Here is a 25,291-nt window from a genome sequence, read left to right on the forward strand (position 1 = left end):
CTCTTACAATTACTCACCAATCCTCTACTTTCAAAACGCTTAAACCTCTCTATTCTTTTACCTTCTATTCTTAAATTACTTTTTAAAAGACATACGTTAATACTATGCTAAAAATTGCTTACTCTGATATTTTTCGTTATTCCGTACCCGAAAAACACCGCTTCCCCATGCAAAAATATACGATGATTCCTGAGCGTTTACTGGCCGAAGGGACCATCACTAGCGATAATTTTTTTGCCCCAAAACGTCTGAGCGAAGAGGAGATTTTAACCACGCATACTGCGGACTATTGGCAGCAGCTTAAAACCCAAACCTTACCACGTAAAGAAGCGCGCGCCATTGGTTTTGAGATGACGCCAGAGTTGGTAGAGCGTGGTCGTTATATTGCCCATGCCACCTATGAATGTGCGTTATATGCGCAGCAATACGGCGTGGCGATGAACGTCGCGGGCGGCACTCACCATGCTTTTGCCGATCATGGCGAGGGGTTTTGTGTGTTTAATGATGTTTGTATCGCCAGCAATTTATTATTAAATCGTGGACAGGCACAACGAATCTTAATCGTTGATTTGGACGTGCATCAAGGTAATGGCAACGCCAGTATCATGGCGGATGAGCCGCGCGTTTTTGTCTTTAGTATGCATGGCGCAAAAAACTACCCGTTTCGCAAACAAGTATCAGACTTAGATATCGAGCTGGATAATGATACGGCTGATGCAGAATACTTACAGATATTAGAGGATACGCTGCCACGCTTAATCCATGAGTTTGCACCGGATATGATGTTCTATCAATCTGCGGTCGATGTGTTGGCAACCGATAAATTGGGCAAGCTTAGTCTGACGCTAGAGGGTTGTAAGGCGCGTGATGCGTTTGTCCTACAACAAGCTAAAGCGGCCAATATTCCCGTGGCTATCGTCATGGGCGGCGGCTATTCAGAAGATATTGAAGACGTGGTTGAGGCGCACTGTAATACGTTTCGTTTGGCACAGCAGCTGTTTTTTGCAGAATTGATTGATTAAGGTGTTACTTAGAAAAAGCCATGACCAAATAACGTAAGAAAACTAGAAAGATTAGCGAGAGTTTAAATGGCAAAAATATTGATTGGTGTAGGAATTTTGCTGGTTATTATCGGCATTATTTGGCTGCTGTTTCCAAATGCATTTTCGTGGCTCGGCAATATGCCAGGCGATATCAAACATACCTCAGGCAATACGCGAGTTTACTTTCCAGTGGTCACCATGATTATTATCAGTATCGTTGCCACTATAATATTAAATCTATTTAATCGCTAAACTTGTTTAAGCGTTAAGTTTATAGCAACGCTGTTATGCCTTGCCAGCCAACCCGAATACCGAGAACGGTAAGAATCAACAAGATAAGCTGACGAAAGCGGGCTTGCGGTAAATAGCGACGCAAGCGAATCCCAACCAACAGCGCAGCGATAGACAATACACTCAGTAAGATAATCAGCTGCCACTCATTAGCACTTAGCGCCATGATAGGTTCACGTAAGACAATAATTTGCGCAACCTTACCCAAGAAATAGCACATGTTGCCAACTTTGGCGATGGTATGCTTATCGTCACTTGCGGACAGTAAATACATCATGAGTATGGTCGACATAGCATTGGTCGCACCGCCAATTATTCCAGCACTAAGTCCAACGATAATCAACACAGGCTTGGTATTGGGCAGACGGATTTGCTTACCGAGCAAGCTACTGCTGACATAAAAGCCAATCACCGCAGCTAATACCAATAGAATATATGCGCTATCGACCCACAGCAGTAGCTTGGCACCGAGCATACTACCGAGCAGGCTGGTCAATGCCAATAACCAATAGCGCCTACCGTAATAGATGAAATTTTGCCAAATACTGCGTCCGCCACCTGCTAACCACGTCATGGCATTGAGCAATAACGACGGGAAAATCACCAAGACAATCGCATGCGGTAACGGATAAATACTGGCAAGTGCAGTGGTGGTTACTAACGTCACACCCAGTCCGCTAATACCATGCAATAATGATGCTAGCGCAAAAATTGCCAGTAGCAATAACGTCTGGGTACTATCGCTATCCATCATATTCGTCATATGAGTCATAGAAACTTATAACCTAATAACGATAGTGATGATAGATATCGGCGACTGACATTGACAACAGCGCAATCAGCATAAGTAGACCGTTTCTTATGATTAATTATGCTTGATGACGTTGCCAAATGGTCTCACCAATAATAGTAACTAACTGCTCGGCAATCTCATCTTTGCTGGCCTTTTCAAGAATCACATTATCGTGTTCATAACGCTCGGAGAAAAACACTTGCATGGCATTATCGTCACTGGCAAAACCAATATCGGCGCGCGAAACGTCATTACAAGCGATCAAATCTAAGTCTTTAGATAGCAGCTTGCCACGCGCATAGCGCTCAACATCTTGCGTTTCTGCTGCAAAACCCACGACAAACAGCTCCGGATGGGCAAGAGAAATCGTCGCTAAAATATCAGGGTTTTTAACCAAGTTTAGCGTCATGGCATCTTGGGTTTTTTTGATTTTTTGCGGCGCGGCATCGAGGGTACGATAATCGGCGACGGCGGCAGTGGCGATAAAAATATCAGCAACCTTGATACCCGCACTCTCATTTTCAGCATGTTCATGTTGATGCTCTTCACCGCAACCACAGTCATCGTGATGATGAGAATGGTCATGGCTATGTTCATGAGAATGCTCATCAGCGTCTTCAGGCAAATACTGTAGCGCACTATGCGTCCCATTAACACATTGCTGTGCGGCTATCAACATATCTTGCGCTGATAACACATCAATGCGCGTGACATTAAGCGGTGTTGGCAAGGCAACTTTGCCACCAGCAATCAAAATTACCTCTGCGCCAGCGGCCACGCAAGCACGGGCTAAAGCAAAACCCATTTTGCCAGTAGAGTGATTGGATAAATAGCGCACCGGATCGATACCTTCTACGGTCGGCCCTGCGGTAATTACCACGCGTTTACCGGCTAAAAGCTGCGGCGTGGTTTGCATGGCGGTAAATAATTGCACTTCCGCTAATAAATCTTCAGGCTCAGGCAAGCGCCCTGCTCCGACGTCACCGCATGCCTGCTCGCCGCTGGCAGGTGCAATAATTTGATAATTCATATCGCGCAGAGTTTGCACATTGAGATTCACCGCTGGATGCGCCCACATCTGCTGATTCATGGCTGGCGCAATGATAACCGGCGCAGTCGTTGCTAAGCAGACCGTGGTCAATAAATCATCTGCCATGCCCATCGCCAGCCGCGCTAAGGTATTGGCGGAAGCAGGCGCAATGACAATCAAGTCTGCCCATTTAGCAAGCTCAATATGTCCCATTCCCGCCTCTGCTTGCTCATCAAGTAATGAAATATGTACCTCATTACCCGTCAAAGCCTGCAAGGTCAGCGGCGTGATAAAGGCTTGCGCGCCTGTGGTCATAATGACGCGCACATCAAAGCCTGCTTTGACTAAAAGACGGGCAAAAATAGCAGATTTATAGGCGGCGATACCGCCAGTGATAGCAAGCACAATATTTGACATAAGCATGGCATCAATAAAAAAATGAAAGATAAAAATTGCGCTTATAGTAACAATTATGCGATAAGTTAGGGGAAGTTTTGTAGATTTATCTCAGTTATCTGGCATCCATCCTTTGTTAAGGAGTAACAATGGCAATTAAAGACTGGCACGAAGATGACAGGCCACGTGAAAAGCTACTGAAATTTGGTGCCGCTCACTTATCTGATGCCGAGATATTAGCGATATTTTTGCGTACAGGTACCCAGTCGCAATCGGCCATTGAGCTTGCTCGGCATTTAATAGAGCAGTTTGGCAGCCTAGCTGAGCTGTTGGCCGCACCAAAAGAGACGGTACTTGCTTGTCACGGTATCGGTCCTGCTAAGTACGCGCAGATTCTAGCATCGCTTGAGATGGGTACGCGCTATTTGGACAGTCAGCTTAAAACTGGTCATGCGCTTGGACGCTCGCAAATGGTCAAAGACTATATCAGTACTCAGTTGCGCGGTGAATCTCGTGAAGTTTTTGCCGTGCTATGTTTAGATAATGCGCTAAATTTAATCAATTTTGAGATACTATTTACTGGCGGAATGTCCTCTTGTTCGGTTTGCATCAAACATGTGTTACGCCATGCGTTGAGCCACGCTGCCAGCCAGCTTATCGTCGCTCATAATCATCCTCATACTGACGCTACCCCCTCAACGGCCGATAACCTACTCACTTATGAGCTAAAAAAAGCCTGCGACTTAATAGATTTGTCTTTAATTGACCATATCATCGTCGGGCGCAATGAAACGCTCTCGTACGCTGAGAAAAGCCTAGCGCCTTTTGCCTGACACCTTTTGCCTGAGACCTTTTAGCTAGCACCTTTTAACTGTCGCCTGATACATATTATCGACATAGCGTAGCATTTTGGCTCTTGATAGTTATAAACAACTGTTTCATATTGGTAGCTTACTTTATTTTTGCTCCGTGAGCTTTTATACAGTAGATATCAACAAGCTTAAGTTTTAAATAAAGTCCAACACAGATATTCAATTTGTAGCATAAATGAGCTTGTTCTAAGCCCAGCTATAATGAAAAATTAAAATAATAATTCACATTATTGCATTTTTTTATTCACTTAAATTTTACGCTGGTGTATGCGGCGTTAGCAAGGAGACAGTCATGGCCATTGGCTTTTTTATTTTGGCAATCCTCATTCAGTTAGCCATGGTCTTGGCCATCTTTTTATTATCCTTATCGCACGTCACCGGTAGTATCGTCGCCCTTGTTACCGTCCTCGTCACCGCCTTTATCAGTCCATGGTCGCTCATCTTAGGCATACCGATTGCATTACTGTGCTTGGTGCTGCTGCTCACTCCGCTGCGTCAATCATTGATTACCAAGCCCGTTTATAAAGCTTTGGGCGGTGCCATGCCAAGCATGAGTGATACCGAACGTGAAGCGCTCGATGCTGGTACCAGTTGGTGGGAAAAAGAGCTATTTATGGGTGCGCCAAATTGGGATACCTTTGCTAAATATTCGTACCCTGAATTGTCAGAAGAAGAACACAGCTTTATCGATAATGAAGTCGAAGTGCTGTGCGCGATGCTTGATGAGTGGAAAATTCACCATGAAGATAAAGAGTTGTCACCAGAAGCGTGGCGCTTTATCAAAGACAATGGCTTTTTGGGCTTAATCATTCCAAAAGAATATGGCGGACTGGAGTTTAGCTCGTATGCGCAAAGCCGCGTAATGAGTAAGATTGCCTCGCGCTCACCGACCGCAGCTGTCAGCTGTATGGTGCCAAACTCACTTGGCCCTGGTGAGCTTTTGATGCATTATGGCACCGATGCGCAAAAGCAACGCTGGCTACCGGGTCTTGCCAAAGGCGATGAAATCCCCTGTTTTGGTTTGACCGGCCCTGAGGCGGGTTCTGACGCTGGCGCTATTCCTGATACGGGCGTGGTTTGCTATGGTATGTATGAAGGCGAGCAAGTGCTTGGTCTGCGCATGAACTTCTCCAAACGCTGGATTACCCTAGCGCCTATCGCTACCGTCGTTGGCTTAGCCTTTAAAATGTATGACCCAGAAGGTCTGCTCGGCGACCCTAAAAAGACTGATTACGGTATTACCTGTGCGCTGGTGCCTGCCAGTCACGAAGGCGTGATTACAGGACCAAGGCATAATCCAGTTGGCTCGCCGTTTATGAATGGGACGGTCGATGGCACTGACGTCTTTATTCCGCTCGATTATATTATCGGCGGCGTCGAAAACGCTGGACGCGGCTGGCGGATGCTGATGGAATGCTTGGGCGTTGGGCGCGGCATTTCCTTGCCAGCGCTGTCAACGTCGGCCAGTGAAGTTGCCTATTTGACCGTTGGGGCATTTGCAAAAGTACGTGAGCAATTCAAAATCTCGATCGGTAAATTTGAAGGCATTCAGGACGTGACCAGCAGCATGGCAAGTAACACTTACATGCTTGAAGCGTTTCGTCATCTGGTCACCTGCGGTCTAAACCAAGGTGGTACGCCATCGGTCATGACGGCAATGGCAAAATACTATGCGACTGAAACCATGCGCAATGTCATTAATGACGGTATGGATGTCGTCGGTGGTCGCGCCGTACAAATGGGCCCGCGCAACTTTTTAGCGATTCCTTATCAATCCATTCCCGTCTCTATCACTGTTGAAGGGGCAAATATTTTAACGCGCTCGTTGATGATTTTTGGTCAAGGGGCGATGCGTTGTCACCCTTATCTGTTCGATGAGCTACAATTGCTACAAAGTGACGATAAAGAAAACGCGATTAAAGAGTTCGATAACTTATTCTTTAAACATTTAGGCTATACCTTTAATCGCGGCGCTAAAGCATTTGTCGCCGGTTATGTCGGTGGTAGCAGTCATGCGCCAAACTTTGCCGATAGCTTTACCCGACCTTATTATAAAGACATCAATCGTTTAAGCGCAGGATTTGCCCTGACCGCTGATATGGCGTTAGGCTTACTTGCTGGTGATTTAAAACGTAAAGAGATGCTCTCTGGGCGCTTAGCTGATATCCATTCGCATCTATTTATCTGTACAGCGATTTTGCAATTTTACGAATACGGTTCTAAATCAGAAGCCGAGCGCTTACACGCAGAAGTGGCGCTAAAAAATAGCCTTTATACCATTCAAGAAGCGTTCTTATCTTTGTTTGCCAACTTCCCAAATCGCATGGCGGCAAGCGTAGTCAGCTTTGTCACTTTCCCAAGCGGTCGTATCTTTGCCCCAGTGAGCGACGAGCTCAAACGCAAATTGGGCGATACCTTTATGGATGACTTTGAAGCCAATCCATTCCGCGATTATCTTAAAACCATGGTGTATTACAATACTGAGCCAGATGATGTCAATGGTCGCATGGAAAACGCCTTTCAAACCCTGCTCGAAGTAGAGCCTCTATGGCAGAAATTTAAAAAGGCGGAGCATAAAGACCATTTCGAAGGTCTGACTTTTGAAGATCATGTGGTTTATGCTAGCCAAAATGGTGATATTACCGAAGCAGAGGCGGAGCAGCTGATTCGCTATAATGCCATACGTTTTGATTCCTTATTAACCGATGTCTTTGATAAGCATTTAGCCGAAGCACAACCTCGCGATAATCCGCACAGTTTGGATAATGCGGTACATAAACTCACCGATTACGCGCAGTTAAAAAACCAAGCGCAAGCAAGAAACGGCGTTGCGACAGATGATTCTACGCAGACGGCTGATGCGGTCACTGCTGATAAGCAAGAATCCACGGGCGATGACAACCCTGACCACGGCTATGAAAGCGATGGTGATGTCAAAATGGTCAGTGAGCAAGACACGGTCGAAGAAGTGCAAGAACAAGCCGACTTTAAGGATGCAAATCCTGATGCAGAAGCGCTTGATCCGCGTCGCCGTGATGCAGAAACCCATCTGAGCGAGCGTATGAGCTATAACCATAGCCTGCATAAAACGGACTCGCATGCTGACACAACACAGAATGAGATAGAAAACGGCGTAGAAAAATCTGACAATCATGCTGAATGGCAAGATGGTCTACGTCGTGACGAAAATGACAAGATATAAAAAGGTGTGAAGTCATTGCGGTTTTAAACAGTCACGGTATGAAACCGCCAAATCAGCCTTTACTCATAATCGGTTTGCCCTTAAGCGAGATTATTCAATATGAATAGTCTCGCTTTTTTGTTTATACCCCAACTACTACCAATCAATTTACTCAAAAATTGCTTATGTTATTCAATTTAATCTAAAAATTTTTGCTGATAAATAAAATTAAAATACCGTGCATTTATTCTCTCACGCTGTTTTAGTCATAAATATTTCTTGCAGTCACCCCAACAATTCTTTTATATTGTCCCCAAAATCTGACTTCAGAGACAGATAACCAACTTTTAGACGTAACGAAAATAGACATAAAAACGATACTTATATACTAGGTAGCGTATTTATGGCTGCGCGTTACGGCAACCAAGGACAGTAGTTATGTGGAAGAATATGGGATTAACGGGCAAGATTATTGTTGCCATGGTGCTGGGTATCATACTGGGTTTATTTATCAACTACTCAGGATTAAATACCGAAGGCAGCTTTGTTAGTGACTATGTGACCAATGGCTTATTTGCCATTATCGGTAAGTTGTTTGTTAACTCGCTAAAAATGCTGGTTGTGCCTTTGGTACTGATTTCGCTTATTTGTGGGGTTTGCGGCATCGGTGATATTCGCTTGCTTGGTCGTATCGGCACCAAGACCTTTTTTATCTATATGATGACAACAGCGCTGGCTATTGCGACGGCGATTGGTCTTGGGGTTTTGTTTGGCATCGGTAAAGGCATGGATATCGAGACGGAAGCGGCATTTGAAGCGCAGTCAGCACCGCCTCTGCTCGATGTATTCTCCAATATTATCCCATCCAACCCCATCAGTGCGATGGCAAATGGCGATATGTTATCGATTATTTTCTTTGCTATCTTAATCGGAATCAGTATCTTGATGGTTGGTAAGCCTGCCAAAGGCTTGGTGCAAAGCTTGGAGCTTATTAACGAAGTCATCTTAAAGATGGTGACCATCATTATGAATCTTGCTCCTTATGGGGTATTTGCACTGCTTGCTACTGCAATGGCAGATCTTGGTCTAGATTTGATTAAAGAGCTTGCGAAATATATGGCCGTACTGATCGGCGCGCTCTTCTTTCACTTCTTTGTTACCATGATGGTGATACTGAAGCTCACTTCAGGATTATCTGTCAAAACCTTTTTGGCAAAGATGCGCGAAGTACAAATCTTTGCTTTTAGTACGTCAAGCTCGAACGCAACCATTCCAATTACGCTGCGTACGGTCACCAAACGCATGGGGGTCAATAACTCTGTTGCGTCGTTCACGGTACCATTTGGTGCGACCATCAACATGGATGGCACCGCCATCATGCAGGGAACCGCGACCATTTTTATTGCCAATATTTACGGTATTGATTTGGGTGTGACCGACTATCTAGTCGTTATTCTGATGTCCGTGCTCGCCTCTGTCGGTACGGCAGGCGTTCCTGGCGTTGGTTTAATCATGCTATCGATGGTATTTGCACAAGTAGGCTTACCAATCGAAGGTATCGGCCTTATCTTAGGGGTTGACCGTATCCTTGATATGTTACGTACCGCCGTCAACGTCAGTGGCGATGCCGCTGTGACCGCTATCGTCGCCAAGTCAGAAGGCAAGATGGATTTGGCAATTTATAACGACCCTGATGCGGGTACAAAAGACGTATTCGATGGTCATATCGATGAAAATAGCGAGCGCGAATTCTCTGAAGTCTTTAGCGATGGCATTATGGGCAGTGAATACGACGATATTAAACGTGGTTAGGTCAAGCATGGCTGGCGGGTAATATCAATTAGTCACTTATAAAAATGCATAATAAAAACCTCAGCCAAATGTGGACTGAGGTTTTTTTCTGTCTTGAGTAAGGGTTTGGAAATTGATATATAGACGAAACAACTTAAGACCGTGACGATACTGCTGGAATAAAGCTTTTTTAACTTATAAAGACTATCTTAACCTCAAAATAACTATCGTTAACCAAGCACATATTTGGTTAGCATTGCCAAACAAACCAACACAATCATCGGACGAATAAGTTTACTGCCGCCTTTAACGACCATATGCGAGCCAAAATAAGCGCCAATCGTCTGCCCAACCATCATTGCCAGTCCCACTTTCCACAGCACATTACCGCCCAAGATAAAGAAAATAAGCGAGCCAATATTGGTAGATAAATTGAGCACTTTTGCTGCGCCCGTTGCTTCAATAATTTGACGACCACGCAGCGCCACATTTCCTAAAGCAAAAAACATCCCCGTACCCGGTCCCATATAACCATCATAAAACCCTATCAAAGGCGCCACTACTTTTTGCCACGTGCCTTCTGAGATACGTGGTGCGGCTTCTACTTCACCTAGCCTTGGGGCAAATAAAGTATAAATACCAATCGCCGCAATCAAAAACGGAATCAGTTTTTCTAACAAATCAGGCGGCGACAACTGCACGGCAATCGTCCCAATAACCGAACCAAGAAAAGCGGCGATGATCGCAAATTTGATACTTTTAGGCTTGATAACACCTTTTTTAATCATGGTAATAGACGCCGCGAGCGCACCTGATGCCGCTTGCAACTTATTGGTGCCCAAGGTTAGCACGGGCGGGATATTGGCAAGCAGCATGGCAGGAATGGTCAATAAACCGCCACCGCCCGCGATAGCATCGATAAAACCTGCCAGCGCCGCAACCGCCGCCAGCATTAAAATAATCTCGATAGAGAGTGATATGTCCATGACACTAACCTTGAAAATTTGGGGTATAAAAAAGCAAACGCAACGTTAAAATTTGTGTAAAGGCGCTCATTATAAAGATAAAACCGTAAAAAAAACCAAAAACCTAGCAAAGTCTGCTAGATTTGTTATATTCTCGGCTTGATCAGTACGCCTTTTGGTAGGCTTTGCCTGTTTAAAAAAACCGCATAAAACCGTTAACGTATTTAATTGTTTATATGAATAAGATTGTGAGAAACTAGAGCCATCGGTCTGCTGCGTCATTTTTAATGATAAGGGCAGCATGAATGATGAGGGTTTATGTTTAGGCGAAATGGATTTGAGCAAGCCAAAGTAAGAAAGCAAGCCAGAACAATTTAGAAATTTGAAGTTTTTGAATGATTTAGCACGTTTTATTGAGTCAATGAGGATAATATGGCAATACAAAGAATCAGAGCATTTTTCAACCTCGAAGCGTCAGGCGGCATTGTCTTAGCGTTGGCAGCTATTGCGGCAATGATTATTGCCAACACCCCTCTTAGTACTTGGTATGAATCTTTTATTCACGCGCCCGTTGCTATTCAAATCGGCGGCTTTGAGATTGCAAAAGACGCCCATCATTGGATCAACGATGGTTTGATGGCGGTGTTCTTTTTTTTAGTCGGTCTTGAGCTCAAGCGCGAAGTGCTCATCGGCGAGCTCTCTAACGTCAAACAAATTATCTTACCCGCTGGCGCAGCATTGGGCGGCATGATTATGCCTGCTATCGTCTACCTTATTTTTAACTATAATGAGCCTGAGTTTTGGAAAGGTTGGGCGATTCCGGCGGCGACCGACATTGCTTTCGCCCTTGGTATTTTAAGCTTACTTGGCAATCGCGTGCCAAACTCGCTCAAAGTCTTTTTGGTATCCATTGCTATTTTTGATGATATTGGCGCTATTTTAATCATCGCCTTATTTTATACCAGTGACTTATCGCTCGGCGCGCTCGCTGTCGCTGCTTTATGTTTACCGTTCTTATATCTACTCAATCGCCGCAATGTTACTAGCATCACGCCATACATACTAATCGGTGTCATTATGTGGATTGCCGTGCTCAAGTCTGGCGTTCACGCGACCTTGGCTGGGGTGGTACTGGCATTATTTATTCCACTATTTGACCGTACTGACCCTGAACACTCGCCGCTTGAAGAGCTTGAGCACGACTTGCAAAACACCGTGTCTTACGGCATTCTGCCTTTATTTGCCTTTGCCAATGCCGGTATCTCGCTTAAGGGCGCAGGCTTTGCGGAATTATTTCACTCCGTGCCGCTGGGTATTGCTGCCGGATTGTTTATCGGTAAACAAATGGGCGTGATGCTGATGTGCTGGTTGATTTTCAAATTGGGTATTTCTACCATGCCAAAGGGCATGACCTTTAAGCAAATTTACGGCGCAGCGTTACTTTGCGGCGTTGGCTTTACCATGAGTTTATTTATCGGTGGTCTGGCCTTTGGCGGCGCGACACCATTATTTGACGATCGCTTAGGTATCATTATGGGTTCAATCGTGTCTGGTATCGCAGGTTACTTGATGCTAAAAGCCACCTTAAAAGAAGAGGTCAGCAATACCTCGGTGGACTTAACCCATCATTCTTAAGCACTCATTAAGCGTGAGCGACTTATAGCTATCACGCTAAATAAGTCGCTTAATGCGCTTAAGATGAGTGGATAAAAGCAGACGATATAAAGTAGCTAATCATATGGATCCCATCGATATCGCTAAAGAAAATGCCAAAGCCAATAGCGCCAGCGCTCGGCAAAAAGCTGACCCTAACCCGGCAATTCACGCTTACCAACGCCATGGACGCACGACGGCGATTGACGACCATAGCGACCTACAAGTCTTAAAGCGCATTAAGCGTTATTTATTGCCAAAAGACTTTGTTATCTCGCAAGAGTTATTGCAGGAAATGGTTGCCGGCTACGATATTGGCGATCCACTAGCCGATGCGTTGGCCGCTGACGGTATTCGTTTTACCAAGCCTTTACAGCAATTTATCTTAAGCGATAGTAATGGTGGCGATAGTAATAGTAGCGATAGAAATGGCAGCAGCTTCGATGCTACCCTTCTAAGCAACCCTGCATTTAATACCTTAACCGAGCAATTTAGCAGCCATCCTGCTTGGTTTGACCCCAAGCTTGCACAAATCGGCGCAGTTGCTTATCGACGTTATCCGCTGATGCTCATTTGGTTATTGCGCAATGTCGCGCTAATGGCCGGCTATAGTATTCCCGCCCTCTCCCTGCCGCTCATTCAAACGGGCGCCTTAATGCACGACGCCCTACCGCGCTTGATGCGTACTTATGCCTATATTCTAGCCGTCTCTGAACACCCACAACTAAATTCTAGCTCTTATAATAACCGTCAACCGATTAAGCAGGTATTGGCAATTGGCTCAGAAGGCTGGCGGCAGTCTATCAAGGTGCGGCAAATTCACACGACGGTGCGGCAAAACTTGCTCAGAGGTAAAGGCAATGCCGCTAAAGGTGTCATACCCGATGCCGACCAACACCACAATTTAGATGGCAGCTGGAACACCGACTATTGGGGTATTCCTATCAATCAAACCGATATGATTGCTACCCATTTGCAGTTTTCATTATTGATTATGCGTGGGCTACGGCTGCTTGGTGCCCGTATCAGCGGCGAGGAAGCCGAAGGTATCTTACATCTATGGAATCTTGCCAGCTATTGGATGGGCGTTGATTTACAGCGCTTACCGAAGGATGAAGCCGCTTGTTGGGAATGGCTTTATACCTATTTATCAGTTCAGCAGCTTGATTTTAAAATGGGGCAACCATTAGCCAAAGCCTTGCATGATTTGCCGCGTCAGCTGATGGGCGAAGACAATCGACGGGGGCGTTTCGTTGAGATGGTCAATGCTAGCGTGACCCGTACTTTGGTCGGCGATGATATCGGCGATGGGCTGGATTTGCCAAAATCAAAAATCCGCTTTGGCGTCTTATCGTCAGTGCCGATTCTCTTTGCGCTCGATACGGCACGCCAACACAATCAAAGTGTGGCTGAAAAATTAGAAGCCTTCCGTGCTAAACGCCAAGATAATATGAATTGGTGGTTAAAGAAAAACGACGATTATTATAAATAACTTGTGCTAATTACAGATACTTTAAGAAGAATAATCACTCAGTATTAGATAAAACCAATAACGAATAATATTATGCAAATCTATAACCATAACCAGAGGGCATAAGTCGAATATTATTAGTAGTAAATAGAATATATCAAGCCATTATCAACCGCCTCTACAATAACTATAATAAATCCGCAAAAGACGCGCTTGGTTTGATTAGAAAATGGTTTTACTGTAGACAATTCAATGGCTAATTCCACCGCTATAAGGGTTAATTACGCGTATCTTGAATGCGGTAATACCACTCAAGCCGCCGATCAAAGCCCGTCTCTAGCAAGCTGGCGATGACGCGTCCTGTCAGACCCCATATTGTTTCGCCATCTACTTGCCAGCTTGGCGTGAGGATGGTCGCAGTCTGATCTTGCATCGTATACTCTATCGCATACTCAACGGTAGGCTGCGTCAGCAAGGTTTCAAAATCTGCCCAAAAAATACGCGAGATTTCATCAAGCTCCGGCACTAACAATAAATCTGGCGCAATTAGCGCCACAATAGGACGCACACTCATGCCACTTTTAGAGGTTTGAATCGGTAATTGACCAAGTAGCTGCACTTTATTGGGTGGTAGCGCGGTCTCTTCGCAGGCTTCACGCAAGGCGGTGATGACATTATTACCGTCACCGGCGTCATGTTTACCGCCTACGCAAGAGACTTCGCCAGCATGACTGTTCATATGCGCAGCGCGGCGCGTCAGTAGCAGCTTTGGATGGCGCTCATGAGTGATGGCAACCAATACCGAGGCATCAGCAATCGGTGTCTGATACAGACTCTCTAAAATACGCTCGCTAAGAGAAGTATGAGAGCTATGGTATAACGCAGGATTGGTGACCGCATTTAAGGTCTCATGCTGCACGCGTTCCGCAAGTTTTCTAATAGTGGGATAGCGAATAAAGTCTGGCACAGCGACGGAAAATTCATCGAAATGGACAGACTGCGGGGGGAGTAACATTATTATTGCCCTATGTTTTTATCAGTATCAAGCATCAATGCCGTTCAACATAAATAACCATTAAATAAGATGCTGATTACGCAAGTAAGCACTTTAAGATTACATGTTTTTAGGAAATATTTGTGGATAAGATTTTTTCATTAAATAAAATGCAGGGCAAAACCGATGATTGCCCGCAAAGATTGCCATTAATTATCATTGCCCTTGCTTGGGTTGGCGGTACTTTCGCCACCGCCATACTGGCGCTACTGGGCAGCTGGCAAAATGTCGCCATGATTTTGGGCTCATTTGGTGCCAGCTGTTTGCTTATTTTTGCGTATCCAGAGAGTCCATTTGCTCAGCCTAGAAACATCGTTGGCGGTCATCTTATCACCACTTTTACGGGGCTATCGTTCTTGACCTTGTTTGGTATCGAGTGGTGGAGCTTGTCGCTGGCGGTCGGTACAGCGATTGCGCTGATGCTATTGCTGCGCGTGCCGCATCCACCCGCAGGCTCTAATCCACTAATCGTCATGCTCGGCGGCGTCAACTGGCATTTTTTAGTCACCCCTACGCTAATCGGTGCGCTTGCCTTGGTCGCAGTGGCACTGATTTATAACAATATCGGTCGCGGCCGCCATTATCCGCGTTATTGGTGAATCCACCCTTCAATATACAGCCATCATTTATTATTTAACATCAGTCTAGTCTAGACTAACGCAATCTAAAAGCGGCTGCATATACTTTATGTGACTGGACTGATGCGTAATCGCAGCGCTGACAATGACGCTTCAAAAGCCTTATTTCATAAACGTAAGCCTAGCTACCATCAGTTTAGCAAAAATGTGTGCTTTTTATTATCACGGCCAGTGCGATGGAAATTTGTGTTATCTTAGGCTTCATAGCTATGATGACAGCTGACAAGCGAACGTCATAACATAAGAATTATAATTCTTACAACACCGATAACTTTTTTCATCTCTCGTTTATCTTATATAAGGCAGTTGATATGCGCTATTGTCTACAATGCGGCCATGAAGCAGAACGCAAAATACCAGCCACCGATAATATGCCGCGTTTGGTATGCCCAAACTGCAATTATATTCACTACGAAAATCCAAAAGTGATTTGTGGCTCACTGGTCGTACATAAAAATAGAGTGCTGCTATGCCGCCGTGCAATTGAGCCGCAATATGGCTTATGGACGCTGCCTGCAGGCTTTATGGAAAACGGCGAAACCATGGCAGAAGGCGCGGCGCGTGAAAGCTTTGAAGAGGCGGAAGCAGTGGTTATCAACCCGCATTTATATTGCTTATATGATATCCCCGATATCGGGCAAATCTATAGCATTTATATCACCGAGTTAAAAGACGGCGCTTACGGTATTGGCTCTGAAAGTCTGGACTGCGCGTTATTTGCTGAAGAAGACATCCCGTGGGATAAGCTTGCCTTTGAAGCCGTGCGCCGTACCTTAAAAAGCTACTTTGCCGACCGCAAGGAGTTTGACGACCATAACGACTTTCCTATTCATCAAGATATGATTGGCAAAGACCAAGCGATTAAGCGTTATTAATACAACTTTTTAAAATACTTACCGGCAATAAAAACCGCCGCTTTCAATACAAACACTGAGAGCGGCGGTTTTTTTATACAGTCAATGATTTGCGATGACTGATTTTGCGCTAAATTAACAACTAGCTTTTAATTTTACAAACGTTAAAACCTAACTCTTTTACGGCTTCTTCTTTATCATAGGGTGCTAATACCGCTCGCACATGGTCTTGACCTTGCAGATATTGCTTAGCGACGCGCTGCAAGTCAGCAACCGTCACAGATAATATCGCTGCGCGCATTTTACGCTGCCAGTCGACGCCGCGATGATGCAGATTGGCAAAGCAGGCTTTTACCGCCTCGCCTGCTGGAGAGCCAGGTTTATCCATGCCTGAGATAATACCTAAGATGGCTTCTTCTAATTGCTCATCGGTTTGCGGCTCGTTTAATAGCCATTCGATACTGGCATCAAAATGGGCAAAAGTTTCAGCACACTGCGGATCGCGATAGCTAAAGAACTTAAAGGCACAAGCATTGGCATCGTAACCTGCACCGCCGCCATAAGCACCGCCGCGCTCACGAATGGCACTATGCAAGTAACCATTGCGCAGATACGGCGCTAACACCATTAAGGCTGCCGTATCAGGATGGTCGGCGGCTGGTACAGTATAAGCGCTGGCATTATGATAAACGTTGGTCGGCACTAGCCACGCCAAATCGTCAGCAGTAACCTCTTCTAATTGAGCGCCATCATTCTTACCATTGAGCGCCGAGTCTAACTGTAAATCTGCAAACTCACTTGGAATGCTCGCTTCAATAGCCGTTTCAGTATTGCTTAATTTTTCCGCAATTTGTGACGCTTTACTGTTTTTCCAGCTCTCAACAATTAAATTACTTAAACGTTCAGTTTGCTCGGCTTCACAGATAATGACGGCGTGTTTCGGCAAACTTATTATACGCTGATGTAAATCCATCAAACTGCTTGCCAATTTATCCCACTGCCTATCGTCACTACTGGCGTGGGTTAAGAAGTCTTTTAGCGCGTTCAATGCTGGCAGCCCGCTACGCACATATTCTAACTGCGCTTGACGGCTCATGCCGCGACTGGCGGTTTGCATAGCATACGAATGCCCAGAACCGGCAAGGTTTGATTGCCAACCAGCTGCGCGCTGCTGCAAAATCTCTTTAATACGGTTATGCTCGCTAAAGACGCTGTGCTCCATGACTTCTTTAAGCAAATCAATGGCTTCAGGCTTACGATTTAGCGCGCGTGTAGCGACGACGAAGTAGCTGCTAATCGCTTGGCTATCATCGATATTGGTACGCTGGCTGATACGCGCCGTCACTCCTGATGAATGCGCCGCTTGCTTGGCCTGCATTTCATGAGCGCTTAGCGAGTCCGTGCCCAGTTCTGACAATAAGCTTAAATAGATCGGCAATAGCGGATGATTGATGACTTCATTAACCGGTAGCTCGCTGGTGTCTTGATTACCAATCGCATCGGTCAACGGCACTATCACTTGGTAATAATACAAGCCATTGGTACCGGCTTCATATTCAAATAAGGTGCTGTCTTGCCCGCTTAAATTTACTTGTTTTTGCGTGCCTTGTTTAAAGCTGATATCGGTTGGCACGTCTTCTAGACCAACTTTTGGCAATAAGCTTAAATCATCAGGCGCAGCTTGGCGCGCTGCCAAATCAAGCGCTTGCTGTTTTAAGATAGCTTTATCATCAGCGGTCAAATCCATCGCAATGGTATCAAGACGGGTTTGCTCAGCGGCTGCCAAACGGGCAGTTTTTTCGCTATCAGGCGTCAACGTGACACGGACACGATGCTGATTATCGAGCAAATGGGTCTTGATTAAATTCGGTAACCACTGTTCGTCTTTGACTTGCTCACGCAGCCATTGCAAGTGCTCATCAACTTCCCACACATCGATAGGGTTGCCATCATGAATCGCCGTGCTAAAGCCCTCTAACATAAGGTTTAAACCATACGGCATGCTATCACCGCCGATATGGCGCTGATCAATCTCGATTTGGTGCAAAATGGTTTCGATGGTTTCATCATCAATCGGATTGCTCGCCACCTCTTTAAGTAAATCAAGAATGCCCTGCTCTACCGCTTCGGCATGCTCAGGGTTTGAACCGCGTAGACCGGTATAGAATACCATTTCATAATGACTGTCATCGAGACCCAATAGCGGACTCGGCGCTTTACCGAGTGGATGGCTGTCCAAATACGCGCGCAATGGCGAGCCTGCATGCTCAACCAACACGCCTTCTAATAGACGCAGTGCTAAACGCTGCTTGGGATCGGTAATCGATGGCAATAACCACGCCACCACATGATGCGTTTGGTCTGGACCAGCTTCATCAGCAGTATAAGTATCAACCGCGCTAATCGGTGCAGACAGACGTTTTTCTGGACGCGAAACGTGTTTTTTACCCGCTTCAAACTGAATCAAGGCATCGTCATGAATTTTTGCTTGCGTTTGGGCAACCGGAATATTACCGAAGCTCATGATCACGCTGTTTGACGGATGATAATGGCTCTGATGAAATTCAACCAGCTCATGATGGGTCAAATCAGGAATATCAGCAGGATCGCCGCCCGAATTATAATGATAGGTCGTCGTTGGGAACAAATGATGGGCGACCGTATGATAAAGCTGGTCAATCTCGCCGCTCATTGCGCCTTTCATCTCATTAAAGACGATACCTTTAAACTGCGGTTTATCGTTTTCGTCTAACTCAACGCGGATGCCTTCTTGGGCAAAATCCAGCGGATGAATATTGGGGAAAAACGACGCATCAAGATAAACGGCTAGCAAGTTAAAATAATCGTTTTTATTTTGGGTCGCGTACGGATACGCCGTCCAATCGGCGGCGGTCATGGCATTCATAAAGGTGTTTAATGAACGTTTAATCATCGAAAAGAACGGGTCGCGGACAGGGAACTTTTCAGAGCCACACAAAGCCACGTGCTCTAAAATATGCGCCTCACCTTTTGAGTCCATTGGCTGAGTACGAAAGCCGACCAAAAAGGCATTCTCATCGCTTGGATGCGCCAAATGGTAATGCATGGCGCCTGTCTTGACGTGCTGGCTTATCAATACGTCCATCGACAGTGCATCGATATGACGGTGCTCAAGCAGCTCAAACGCTGGATGTAGGGTTAAATCAGCGGTAAATGGCGTGTCAGTCATAGTTGTCCTTATAGAGTAACCTGATAGCTTCTTCGTTAAGCGCTCATGTGGCCGTTAACTGATAAAGCATCTCAGGATAAACAATCAAAAATGGAAAGGTTTATATTTATAAAATTGATTGGTCTAAAATTAATAGCGTTGTAAAAGTTATAAAAATAGCAGTGTTATAAAAATATAGGTAATCTTTAAATAGAATGGCAGTTATCAGCTAAAAAGGATTTGCCTAACGAAACTAGATGGGGCTTAGGGCTTGATAAGTCAAGATAGCGCTAGGAGAAAAATAATAACGCTTCAACAATAAATCATAAAGATAGTGTGGATTTAACAAAGCCTACTTAACAGCAGTCAGTAGTAGTGCTATAGTTGAAATCATCTGTCAAAAGGAGCAGCTCATGAGTTACGAACATATTTTATTGGTCACCGACTTGATGTCCGACGCTGATGTGGTCGCCCAAAAGGCCAAACGTATCGTCGAGAATCGTCCGAACGCCAAATTATCGGTATTACATATCGTCAAAGATACCATGGTCGGCTTTGGCTATGAGCTGGTGCCTGCCTCAAGCTTATACGATGAAATCGATGATGAACGCTGCCAAGAAGCGCGCGCCAAACTGGCGCAATTTTTGGAGCGTAATGACTTGCACGCGGTCAACTCTGAAGTAACAACCGCTATCTCTAACAGTGAAGGTATCGTCAATTATTGCCATAAGCATGACGTTGATTTATTAGTCATCGGTCGTCATGAGCGCCACGGTATCTCGGCTTGGCTAAGTGGCGCGACGGCAGATAATATCTTGCCAAACGTCCCATGCGACAGCTTAGTGGTGCGACTGGATAAACCCGTTAATAAATAAGCCTAATAACAGGAACAGACTTAACATAATTCCCAAGTTATTAAAAAAGCTCATTGAGAAAAGCGCACTGTGTGACAGTGCGCTGTTTTATTATCCATCAAAATAGTAGAGACTCTATCCAATACCTCTATGTTTACTACTAAAATCAATCTTCTGTCAAAATATCAATAAAACTCTGCCAAATGGGGCTTTGATGACGCGCTTTATGCCACACCAGCCACCACGTGCGCGCTAAATCAATACCTGCTACTTTCACCTGCACCAGCTCTGCTTTATCCAATTCTGCTTGAATGACATACTGCGATAAGCAGCCAAGCCCAATATCGGCGCTGACCATATGCTTAATGGCTTCTGACTGCTGAATTGCCATGACAATCTCGGCATGCGGTAGATGCTGCAATAACTGCTCATCGATAATCTGCCGCGTCCCCGAACCCGCCTCTCGTACCAGTAATGGCAGCCTTGCCAATCGTTCAACGCTGAGCTCATAGCATTTTTCTTTATGGTTATAGTCCATGTTTGCCAGCCATTTACTATGAGATTTAGCAAATACCATCAAGGTATCGGTCCGCCAAGCGCGCTGCTCAATCACTTTCATATCTGTCGGGCGCGGCATACCTTCTACAAGCGCAATATCGATATTTAATTGCTCAACCTCGCCGACCACTTCTTGGGTATTGGCAATATACATATCGATATGGGCATCGGGTAGCGCTTCGTACAATTTGGCAAGCAGCGGTGGCAATACATAATTACCAATCGTGGTACTAGCACCAATATGAATCTGCCCTGCTTGATGCTTATGATAATGCTCAAGGGTTAAAGCTTGTCCCAAAATAGCTTGCGCCTGAATATAAATAGGATGGGCGTTTGGATGCTGATTAAGCCTGCGACCGACGCGCTCAAATAGCGGCATTTGTAACCGCGCCTCCAGCTCAGTGAGTGCACTGCTGACCGCTGACTGCGATAAATGCAGCTCTTCACTGGCACGGCTGGTACTGCCAGTTTGATAAATACTGACAAACACCGATAGCTGCTTAAGGGTAATCCTCGGTAGCAGCTGCATAACTTTTTTCATGATTGGATCACCTCTTTCATCGGCCTTTTATCTTTAACTAATTAGGACATGACCTAGCCTACAACAACTTACTAACCTAAAAAATCGATAGTTTATATCTTATTAATCTGTTTTTATTATAAATCGGTTTATCTTATACTGTCTATTCATAAGCTTATGCTTATTTCGATTATAGATGATAAAAAATAGGATGCGTACGATATGAACGCAGTGGCACAAACCATGCATAATTACTTCCCGCATAATCGTCATGCGATGGGACTTATTGTCGTGCTGATTGGGAGCTTGTTTTGTTTGTGGTTAAATGTCAGCCTAGACACATGGTCAAATGGACAAATTGTTGGTCTGTCATCGTTGACGCTAGCAATTTTACTTGGCATGGTACTTGGCAATACGATTTATCCAAATTTTTCTGATCAATTAAGTGCGGGTGTTGGTTTTGCTAAAGGTCAAATACTGCGCCTAGCCATTATATTTTATGGTTTTAAACTGACTTTAACCCAAGTCGCAAGCGTTGGTATGCCCGCCGTAATGACTGATGCATTGGTATTAACCTCAACGTTTTTACTTACCTATTGGCTCGGTACAAAGTGGCTTAAAGTCGATAAGCAAACGACCTTATTGATCGGCTCAGGGGCAAGTATTTGTGGCGCTGCAGCGGTAATTGCCGCAGAACCCGTGGTCAAAGCCGAAGCGCATAAAGTCACCATTGCCGTTGCCACCGTGGTGGTCTTTGGCACGATTGCCATGCTGCTCTATCCATTTTTATATCAACTTGGCTGGCTACAACCTTGGCTAAACGCTCAGCAATACGGCATATATACCGGTTCAACCATTCATGAAGTGGCACAAGTAGTGGTCGCTGGTAACGCCGTCAGCACCGAGGTTGGCAATACCGCGGTCGTCACAAAAATGATACGAGTGATGATGCTCGCGCCTTTCTTATTGATTTTATCGTTTGCCTTAACCAAAACCAGTAGTGATAATGGCGAAAAGCCGTCTTTCATAAATCGTGTGCAACAAGTGAAAGTCCCTTGGTTTGCCTTTATCTTTATTTTGGTGGTGGTATTGCATACGTGGGTACCGATGACGGCAAGCTTTGAGCAGAGCATGGTCATGCTTGATGATGTCTTATTGACGATGGCAATGTTTGCCCTTGGTTTGACCACCCATATGAGTGCCATTAAACAAGCTGGCGTCAAACCATTGATACTCGGTGCCATTATGTTTACTTGGTTAATCGTTGGTGGCGGCTTGATCAATATTGGCATCGCTTCACTGTAAAAAAGCTATTTACGCACCAATAAAACTAAAAATGCCGACGATTATCACTATAATCGTCGGCATTGTTGTTCTAAGACTTTACTATTTATTTATCAAAAGCAATAAACATAAATAATAGGTGAAAAAAAACGAACCCTAAGGCTCGTTTTTTTATTCATCTAGCTCTAATTGTCTATAAAGACAAATTAGATAGCAACGATGTTATGTGCTTGTGGGCCTTTTTGGCCTTGAGTTACAGTGAACTCAACTTCTTGGCCTTCAGCCAAAGTTTTGAAACCTGAACCAGTGATTTCGCTGTAATGAGCAAAAACGTCTGCGCCATTTTCTGGAGCGATGAAACCAAAGCCTTTAGCTTCGTTGAACCACTTAACTGTACCTTTTTGAACGTCTGACATAGTCATAACCCTGATATTTAATTTATTTTTGGCCTAATTGGCCGATAACGCTTGCAAATAGCTACTGAACGATAAATATTAAAACGAAGGATTATAACTAATACTACGAGGTAATGATTTGGTGCAGAACTGCTCTTAAGCTTGGAGGTATTATAGGTGCCCTAGCGCAGTATCGCAAGCCTTATCTTATCTTTAGTGTAACAAAGCGCAATTATTGGCTATTTTTTGCACTTATTTGCTTTATTTTTAGACAATTAACAAAAATTTTAAGCATTTAACCGCTAAGTCTAGGCATTCGGCAAACGGAATAAATATATGGCGACGCCAGTGCAAATCGCTGCTACTAGCCACGCCATCCACACCATATCCGCTGGCAGACGATAAAATAACATTGATATCGATAGTGTCATCATAATCGTTGCTAACCACTTCGCATATAGCGGTACGGCACGGCGCTCTTCCCAATCGCGAACAAACTTACCAAAATACTTGTGATTAATGAGCCAAAAATGAAAACGTCGTGAGCTACGTGCCCAGCAACCTGCCGCTAGTAAAATAAAAGGGGCGGTCGGCATCACTGGCAACAATGCCCCAACAATCCCCAAGACAAAAAATATCCAACCAAATATCAAAAATGCCCAACGCACCGCTGGGCTATTGTGTTGATTGGTCTTTGGGCGGTAGTAGAAGTGCTTTTTTTGGCTCATAAAGGATGTCGTTGGATAGTGGATATCGTTGGATAGTGTCAGATAATCAGGTTTTGGCCGGCAAATTTATGACAAAGACGGCGGCTTATAGAACTCACTAAGGATGCCGTATGAGGAGATATGCTACAAGACTATTTTTATGAGGGTTTTGCTATCAATCGGTATGTTTGGTTAGTGATTGGGTAAGTACCAATTACAGATAGTGCGCTCTTCTATTAACACGTCGATTGAAAGCGCCTATAAGATTGAAAGCGCTTATAAAAAGCCGTCACAAATGAGAACTGTTATAAAGGACGGTTAACGAGCGTCAGTCATCACCTTTCATTGTCATTCCTGATACGCTTGCATCACCGCTTACAAGTCGTCTATGATAATGCAGTAGCTATCGATAATAGTCATTAGCAGTACGGATTCATGAGCAGTACTGATCAAAAATAATGCAGCACCACTCAATCTTGTCGGGGTGCTTTGCTTTTAACCTTGTAACGATTGTTAAAACCATCGCTGAGAGACACCCGTGAACCTGAAGCAGTTAGCACTGACGTAGGAAACAAGCATGACAGACCCTAAGCAGTCTATGAATAAGAGAAACCTCTACCTGACGCGCTGATCTGATAGCGCCTTACATGTTGAGATTTTGCCTTTCTTGTTTTACCTTTTTTGTTTTATTTAAACAGCATCAGTCTGATTGTTTTCTATCATTAAAAAGGAAACAACCATGCAGTCAACCACCAAACTGACCCTCACCCTCGAATGGTTTTTGAACCCTGATCACCTGCCCTTTATCGCGGGTGTGACCACAGGCGCGTATGAGCAAGCAGGGCTAGATATCACCATCATTGAGCCTGATGACCACTATGATGGCTTTGCTGAATTGCAAAATCAAAGCATCGATCTGCATGTGAATGAGCCAATTCATCTGTTTGAGCATTACGCGCCTAATCTGCGTGCGCTTGGCTGTTTTTTTGAGACCGATGGCGGCATATTGATGCAGCAATCCAGCATGGATAAGCTCAAGAACAATCAACCGATTCGCGTTTGTACCCCAGCGGCTGAAGAAAAAACCAATCGCATTGGCTTTGAGATATTAGCCCGCTATGCCAAGAAAAACGGCTTTAGTATCAGCCGTGATAATGTGACCTTTGTACAAAAAGACTTCTACCATATAAAAAACCTGCAAGAAGACCTAAGTCTCGATGGTGCATGGCTGTGCTTTTATAACTTTGAAGGGGTTAAGGCGACTCATGAAGGTTTAGACTTTACGTTTATCGATCAGCATCTGTCCCCTTATCCGAATTTTTCGGCGTTAGAAATCCTCACGACTGATGAGACTTATAGCGCGAAAAAAGACGCGATAGATACCTTTATCCAAGTGACCAATCAAATGACAGAACACTGTAAAAGTGAGCCTAAGTCTGCGCGCCGCATGTATTATGACTATAGTCAAACCGACGCAGATGCCTTGATGGATGCGATTATCGATAATACGCTAGGTAGATTGATCACGCCAATCACGCCTGATGCCAGTAAGTGGCAAGAACTGCGCGAGATGCTAGCTGAAATCGATATTGTGACGTTGACGGATGAGCAGTATCAATCGCTGTGGGCGCTGTAGGCATTTTATAAGTTAAGATATTTTGAATAATAAAAAACCGCCATAGAGTTTACTATGGCGGTTTTTTATTGGTTTTAAATAAGAGCGAAATTAAACTAATATAAGCAGCTGATGTATA

At 44.7% G+C, this 25,291-nt stretch carries 20 protein-coding genes and 1 riboswitch; of the genes, 12 read left to right on the forward strand and 8 right to left on the reverse strand.

Going from position 1 to position 25,291, the window contains the following annotated elements; genetic code table 11:
- Nucleotides 1–104: 104 nt before the first annotated feature.
- Both A7325_RS00160 and A7325_RS00165 read left to right on the forward strand, forming a co-directional pair.
- Nucleotides 105–1,022 (forward strand): histone deacetylase, encoded by a 918-nt coding sequence (locus A7325_RS00160; protein ID WP_068403550.1) that lies wholly within the window; start codon nt 105–107, stop codon nt 1,020–1,022.
- Between the two features lie 66 nt (nt 1,023–1,088).
- The gene (locus A7325_RS00165) at nt 1,089–1,295 is read left to right on the forward strand and encodes a DUF2905 domain-containing protein (RefSeq protein WP_068403553.1); all 207 of its coding nucleotides are present in this window, start codon (nt 1,089–1,091) and stop codon (nt 1,293–1,295) included.
- Nucleotides 1,296–1,314: 19 nt separating this feature from the next.
- On the opposite strand, the gene A7325_RS00170 is transcribed toward A7325_RS00165, so the two are convergent.
- Nucleotides 1,315–2,097, reverse strand: coding sequence for a sulfite exporter TauE/SafE family protein (locus A7325_RS00170; RefSeq protein WP_082894226.1), 783 nt, complete (start codon nt 2,095–2,097; stop codon nt 1,315–1,317).
- A gap of 106 nt (nt 2,098–2,203) precedes the next feature.
- Nucleotides 2,204–3,574, reverse strand: coding sequence for a bifunctional phosphopantothenoylcysteine decarboxylase/phosphopantothenate--cysteine ligase CoaBC (coaBC, locus tag A7325_RS14195; RefSeq protein WP_068403648.1), 1,371 nt, complete (start codon nt 3,572–3,574; stop codon nt 2,204–2,206).
- A gap of 128 nt (nt 3,575–3,702) precedes the next feature.
- Between coaBC and radC the strand changes: the two genes are divergently transcribed.
- The 3 genes from radC to A7325_RS00190 all read left to right on the forward strand — a co-directional run bounded on the left by radC (nt 3,703) and on the right by A7325_RS00190 (nt 9,418).
- Entirely contained in the window at nt 3,703–4,386 is a 684-nt protein-coding gene (gene radC, locus A7325_RS00180) for a RadC family protein (protein WP_068403556.1), read from the forward strand.
- Between the two features lie 331 nt (nt 4,387–4,717).
- Nucleotides 4,718–7,627 (forward strand): acyl-CoA dehydrogenase, encoded by a 2,910-nt coding sequence (locus A7325_RS00185; RefSeq protein WP_068403559.1) that lies wholly within the window; start codon nt 4,718–4,720, stop codon nt 7,625–7,627.
- A gap of 417 nt (nt 7,628–8,044) precedes the next feature.
- A complete protein-coding gene (locus tag A7325_RS00190; protein WP_068403562.1) occupies nt 8,045–9,418 on the forward strand; it encodes a dicarboxylate/amino acid:cation symporter in 1,374 nt (457 codons plus the stop codon).
- A 209-nt stretch (nt 9,419–9,627) separates the two neighbouring features.
- Here the strand turns inward: A7325_RS00190 and A7325_RS00195 are convergent, their stop codons facing one another.
- Nucleotides 9,628–10,383: a TSUP family transporter gene (locus tag A7325_RS00195; protein ID WP_068403565.1), complete on the reverse strand. Its 756-nt coding sequence runs from the start codon at nt 10,381–10,383 to the stop codon at nt 9,628–9,630.
- Nucleotides 10,384–10,794: 411 nt separating this feature from the next.
- On the opposite strand from A7325_RS00195, the gene nhaA reads away from it, so the two are divergent.
- Nucleotides 10,795–11,997, forward strand: coding sequence for a Na+/H+ antiporter NhaA (gene nhaA, locus A7325_RS00205; RefSeq protein ID WP_068403570.1), 1,203 nt, complete (start codon nt 10,795–10,797; stop codon nt 11,995–11,997).
- A gap of 103 nt (nt 11,998–12,100) precedes the next feature.
- On the forward strand, nt 12,101–13,507 hold the full coding sequence (locus A7325_RS00210) for an oxygenase MpaB family protein (protein ID WP_068403573.1): 1,407 nt from the start codon (nt 12,101–12,103) through the stop codon (nt 13,505–13,507).
- Between the two features lie 256 nt (nt 13,508–13,763).
- Here A7325_RS00210 and A7325_RS00215 read toward each other — a convergent pair whose 3' ends face one another.
- Entirely contained in the window at nt 13,764–14,501 is a 738-nt protein-coding gene (locus A7325_RS00215) for an NUDIX hydrolase (protein ID WP_068403576.1), read from the reverse strand.
- Nucleotides 14,502–14,623: 122 nt separating this feature from the next.
- Between A7325_RS00215 and A7325_RS00220 the strand changes: the two genes are divergently transcribed.
- Together A7325_RS00220 and A7325_RS00225 are read left to right on the forward strand one after the other, a co-directional pair.
- Complete coding sequence (locus tag A7325_RS00220) at nt 14,624–15,139, forward strand: HPP family protein (protein ID WP_227514902.1); 516 nt, start codon at nt 14,624–14,626, stop codon at nt 15,137–15,139.
- A 350-nt stretch (nt 15,140–15,489) separates the two neighbouring features.
- Nucleotides 15,490–16,053 carry an NUDIX hydrolase gene (locus A7325_RS00225; protein WP_068403579.1) on the forward strand — a complete coding sequence of 188 codons (564 nt, stop codon included), beginning with the start codon at nt 15,490–15,492 and terminating at the stop codon, nt 16,051–16,053.
- Between the two features lie 121 nt (nt 16,054–16,174).
- Here the strand turns inward: A7325_RS00225 and A7325_RS00230 are convergent, their stop codons facing one another.
- On the reverse strand, nt 16,175–19,240 hold the full coding sequence (locus A7325_RS00230) for an insulinase family protein (protein WP_068403581.1): 3,066 nt from the start codon (nt 19,238–19,240) through the stop codon (nt 16,175–16,177).
- Between the two features lie 392 nt (nt 19,241–19,632).
- Here A7325_RS00230 and A7325_RS00235 point away from each other — a divergent pair, with 392 nt between their 5' ends.
- Nucleotides 19,633–20,094 carry a universal stress protein gene (locus tag A7325_RS00235; RefSeq protein WP_068403584.1) on the forward strand — a complete coding sequence of 154 codons (462 nt, stop codon included), beginning with the start codon at nt 19,633–19,635 and terminating at the stop codon, nt 20,092–20,094.
- Nucleotides 20,095–20,239: 145 nt separating this feature from the next.
- Here A7325_RS00235 and A7325_RS00240 read toward each other — a convergent pair whose 3' ends face one another.
- Nucleotides 20,240–21,172: a LysR substrate-binding domain-containing protein gene (locus A7325_RS00240; RefSeq protein WP_068403587.1), complete on the reverse strand. Its 933-nt coding sequence runs from the start codon at nt 21,170–21,172 to the stop codon at nt 20,240–20,242.
- A 201-nt stretch (nt 21,173–21,373) separates the two neighbouring features.
- On the opposite strand from A7325_RS00240, the gene A7325_RS00245 reads away from it, so the two are divergent.
- Nucleotides 21,374–22,456, forward strand: coding sequence for a YeiH family protein (locus A7325_RS00245; protein WP_068403590.1), 1,083 nt, complete (start codon nt 21,374–21,376; stop codon nt 22,454–22,456).
- A gap of 185 nt (nt 22,457–22,641) precedes the next feature.
- Here the strand turns inward: A7325_RS00245 and A7325_RS00250 are convergent, their stop codons facing one another.
- Nucleotides 22,642–22,851, reverse strand: a complete 210-nt coding sequence (locus A7325_RS00250; protein WP_068403593.1) for a cold-shock protein — start codon at nt 22,849–22,851, stop codon at nt 22,642–22,644.
- A gap of 287 nt (nt 22,852–23,138) precedes the next feature.
- Nucleotides 23,139–23,558: a YbaN family protein gene (locus A7325_RS00255; protein WP_068403595.1), complete on the reverse strand. Its 420-nt coding sequence runs from the start codon at nt 23,556–23,558 to the stop codon at nt 23,139–23,141.
- Between the two features lie 449 nt (nt 23,559–24,007).
- Nucleotides 24,008–24,125, forward strand: a riboswitch (TPP riboswitch).
- Nucleotides 24,126–24,276: 151 nt separating this feature from the next.
- Between A7325_RS00255 and A7325_RS00260 the strand changes: the two genes are divergently transcribed.
- On the forward strand, nt 24,277–25,173 hold the full coding sequence (locus A7325_RS00260) for an ABC transporter substrate-binding protein (protein WP_068403598.1): 897 nt from the start codon (nt 24,277–24,279) through the stop codon (nt 25,171–25,173).
- The last annotated feature ends 118 nt before the right edge of the window (nt 25,174–25,291 follow it).

The organism is Psychrobacter sp. SHUES1 (genome assembly GCF_001652315.1).
Lineage (GTDB): Bacteria > Pseudomonadota > Gammaproteobacteria > Pseudomonadales > Moraxellaceae > Psychrobacter > Psychrobacter faecalis.

Coding starts and splice junctions, on each gene's coding strand:
- A7325_RS00185 (WP_068403559.1), top strand. CDS start 4,718: ATGGCCATTGGCTTTTTTATTTTGGCAATCCTCATTCAGTTAGCCATG.
- nhaA (WP_068403570.1), top strand. CDS start 10,795: ATGGCAATACAAAGAATCAGAGCATTTTTCAACCTCGAAGCGTCAGGC.
- coaBC (WP_068403648.1), bottom strand. CDS start 3,574: ATGTCAAATATTGTGCTTGCTATCACTGGCGGTATCGCCGCCTATAAA.
- A7325_RS00195 (WP_068403565.1), bottom strand. CDS start 10,383: ATGGACATATCACTCTCTATCGAGATTATTTTAATGCTGGCGGCGGTT.
- A7325_RS00230 (WP_068403581.1), bottom strand. CDS start 19,240: ATGACTGACACGCCATTTACCGCTGATTTAACCCTACATCCAGCGTTT.
- A7325_RS00225 (WP_068403579.1), top strand. CDS start 15,490: ATGCGCTATTGTCTACAATGCGGCCATGAAGCAGAACGCAAAATACCA.
- A7325_RS00160 (WP_068403550.1), top strand. CDS start 105: ATGCTAAAAATTGCTTACTCTGATATTTTTCGTTATTCCGTACCCGAA.
- A7325_RS00240 (WP_068403587.1), bottom strand. CDS start 21,172: ATGAAAAAAGTTATGCAGCTGCTACCGAGGATTACCCTTAAGCAGCTA.
- A7325_RS00190 (WP_068403562.1), top strand. CDS start 8,045: ATGTGGAAGAATATGGGATTAACGGGCAAGATTATTGTTGCCATGGTG.
- A7325_RS00245 (WP_068403590.1), top strand. CDS start 21,374: ATGAACGCAGTGGCACAAACCATGCATAATTACTTCCCGCATAATCGT.
- A7325_RS00235 (WP_068403584.1), top strand. CDS start 19,633: ATGAGTTACGAACATATTTTATTGGTCACCGACTTGATGTCCGACGCT.
- A7325_RS00170 (WP_082894226.1), bottom strand. CDS start 2,097: ATGACGAATATGATGGATAGCGATAGTACCCAGACGTTATTGCTACTG.
- A7325_RS00250 (WP_068403593.1), bottom strand. CDS start 22,851: ATGTCAGACGTTCAAAAAGGTACAGTTAAGTGGTTCAACGAAGCTAAA.
- radC (WP_068403556.1), top strand. CDS start 3,703: ATGGCAATTAAAGACTGGCACGAAGATGACAGGCCACGTGAAAAGCTA.
- A7325_RS00165 (WP_068403553.1), top strand. CDS start 1,089: ATGGCAAAAATATTGATTGGTGTAGGAATTTTGCTGGTTATTATCGGC.
- A7325_RS00210 (WP_068403573.1), top strand. CDS start 12,101: ATGGATCCCATCGATATCGCTAAAGAAAATGCCAAAGCCAATAGCGCC.
- A7325_RS00255 (WP_068403595.1), bottom strand. CDS start 23,558: ATGAGCCAAAAAAAGCACTTCTACTACCGCCCAAAGACCAATCAACAC.
- A7325_RS00260 (WP_068403598.1), top strand. CDS start 24,277: ATGCAGTCAACCACCAAACTGACCCTCACCCTCGAATGGTTTTTGAAC.
- A7325_RS00215 (WP_068403576.1), bottom strand. CDS start 14,501: ATGTTACTCCCCCCGCAGTCTGTCCATTTCGATGAATTTTCCGTCGCT.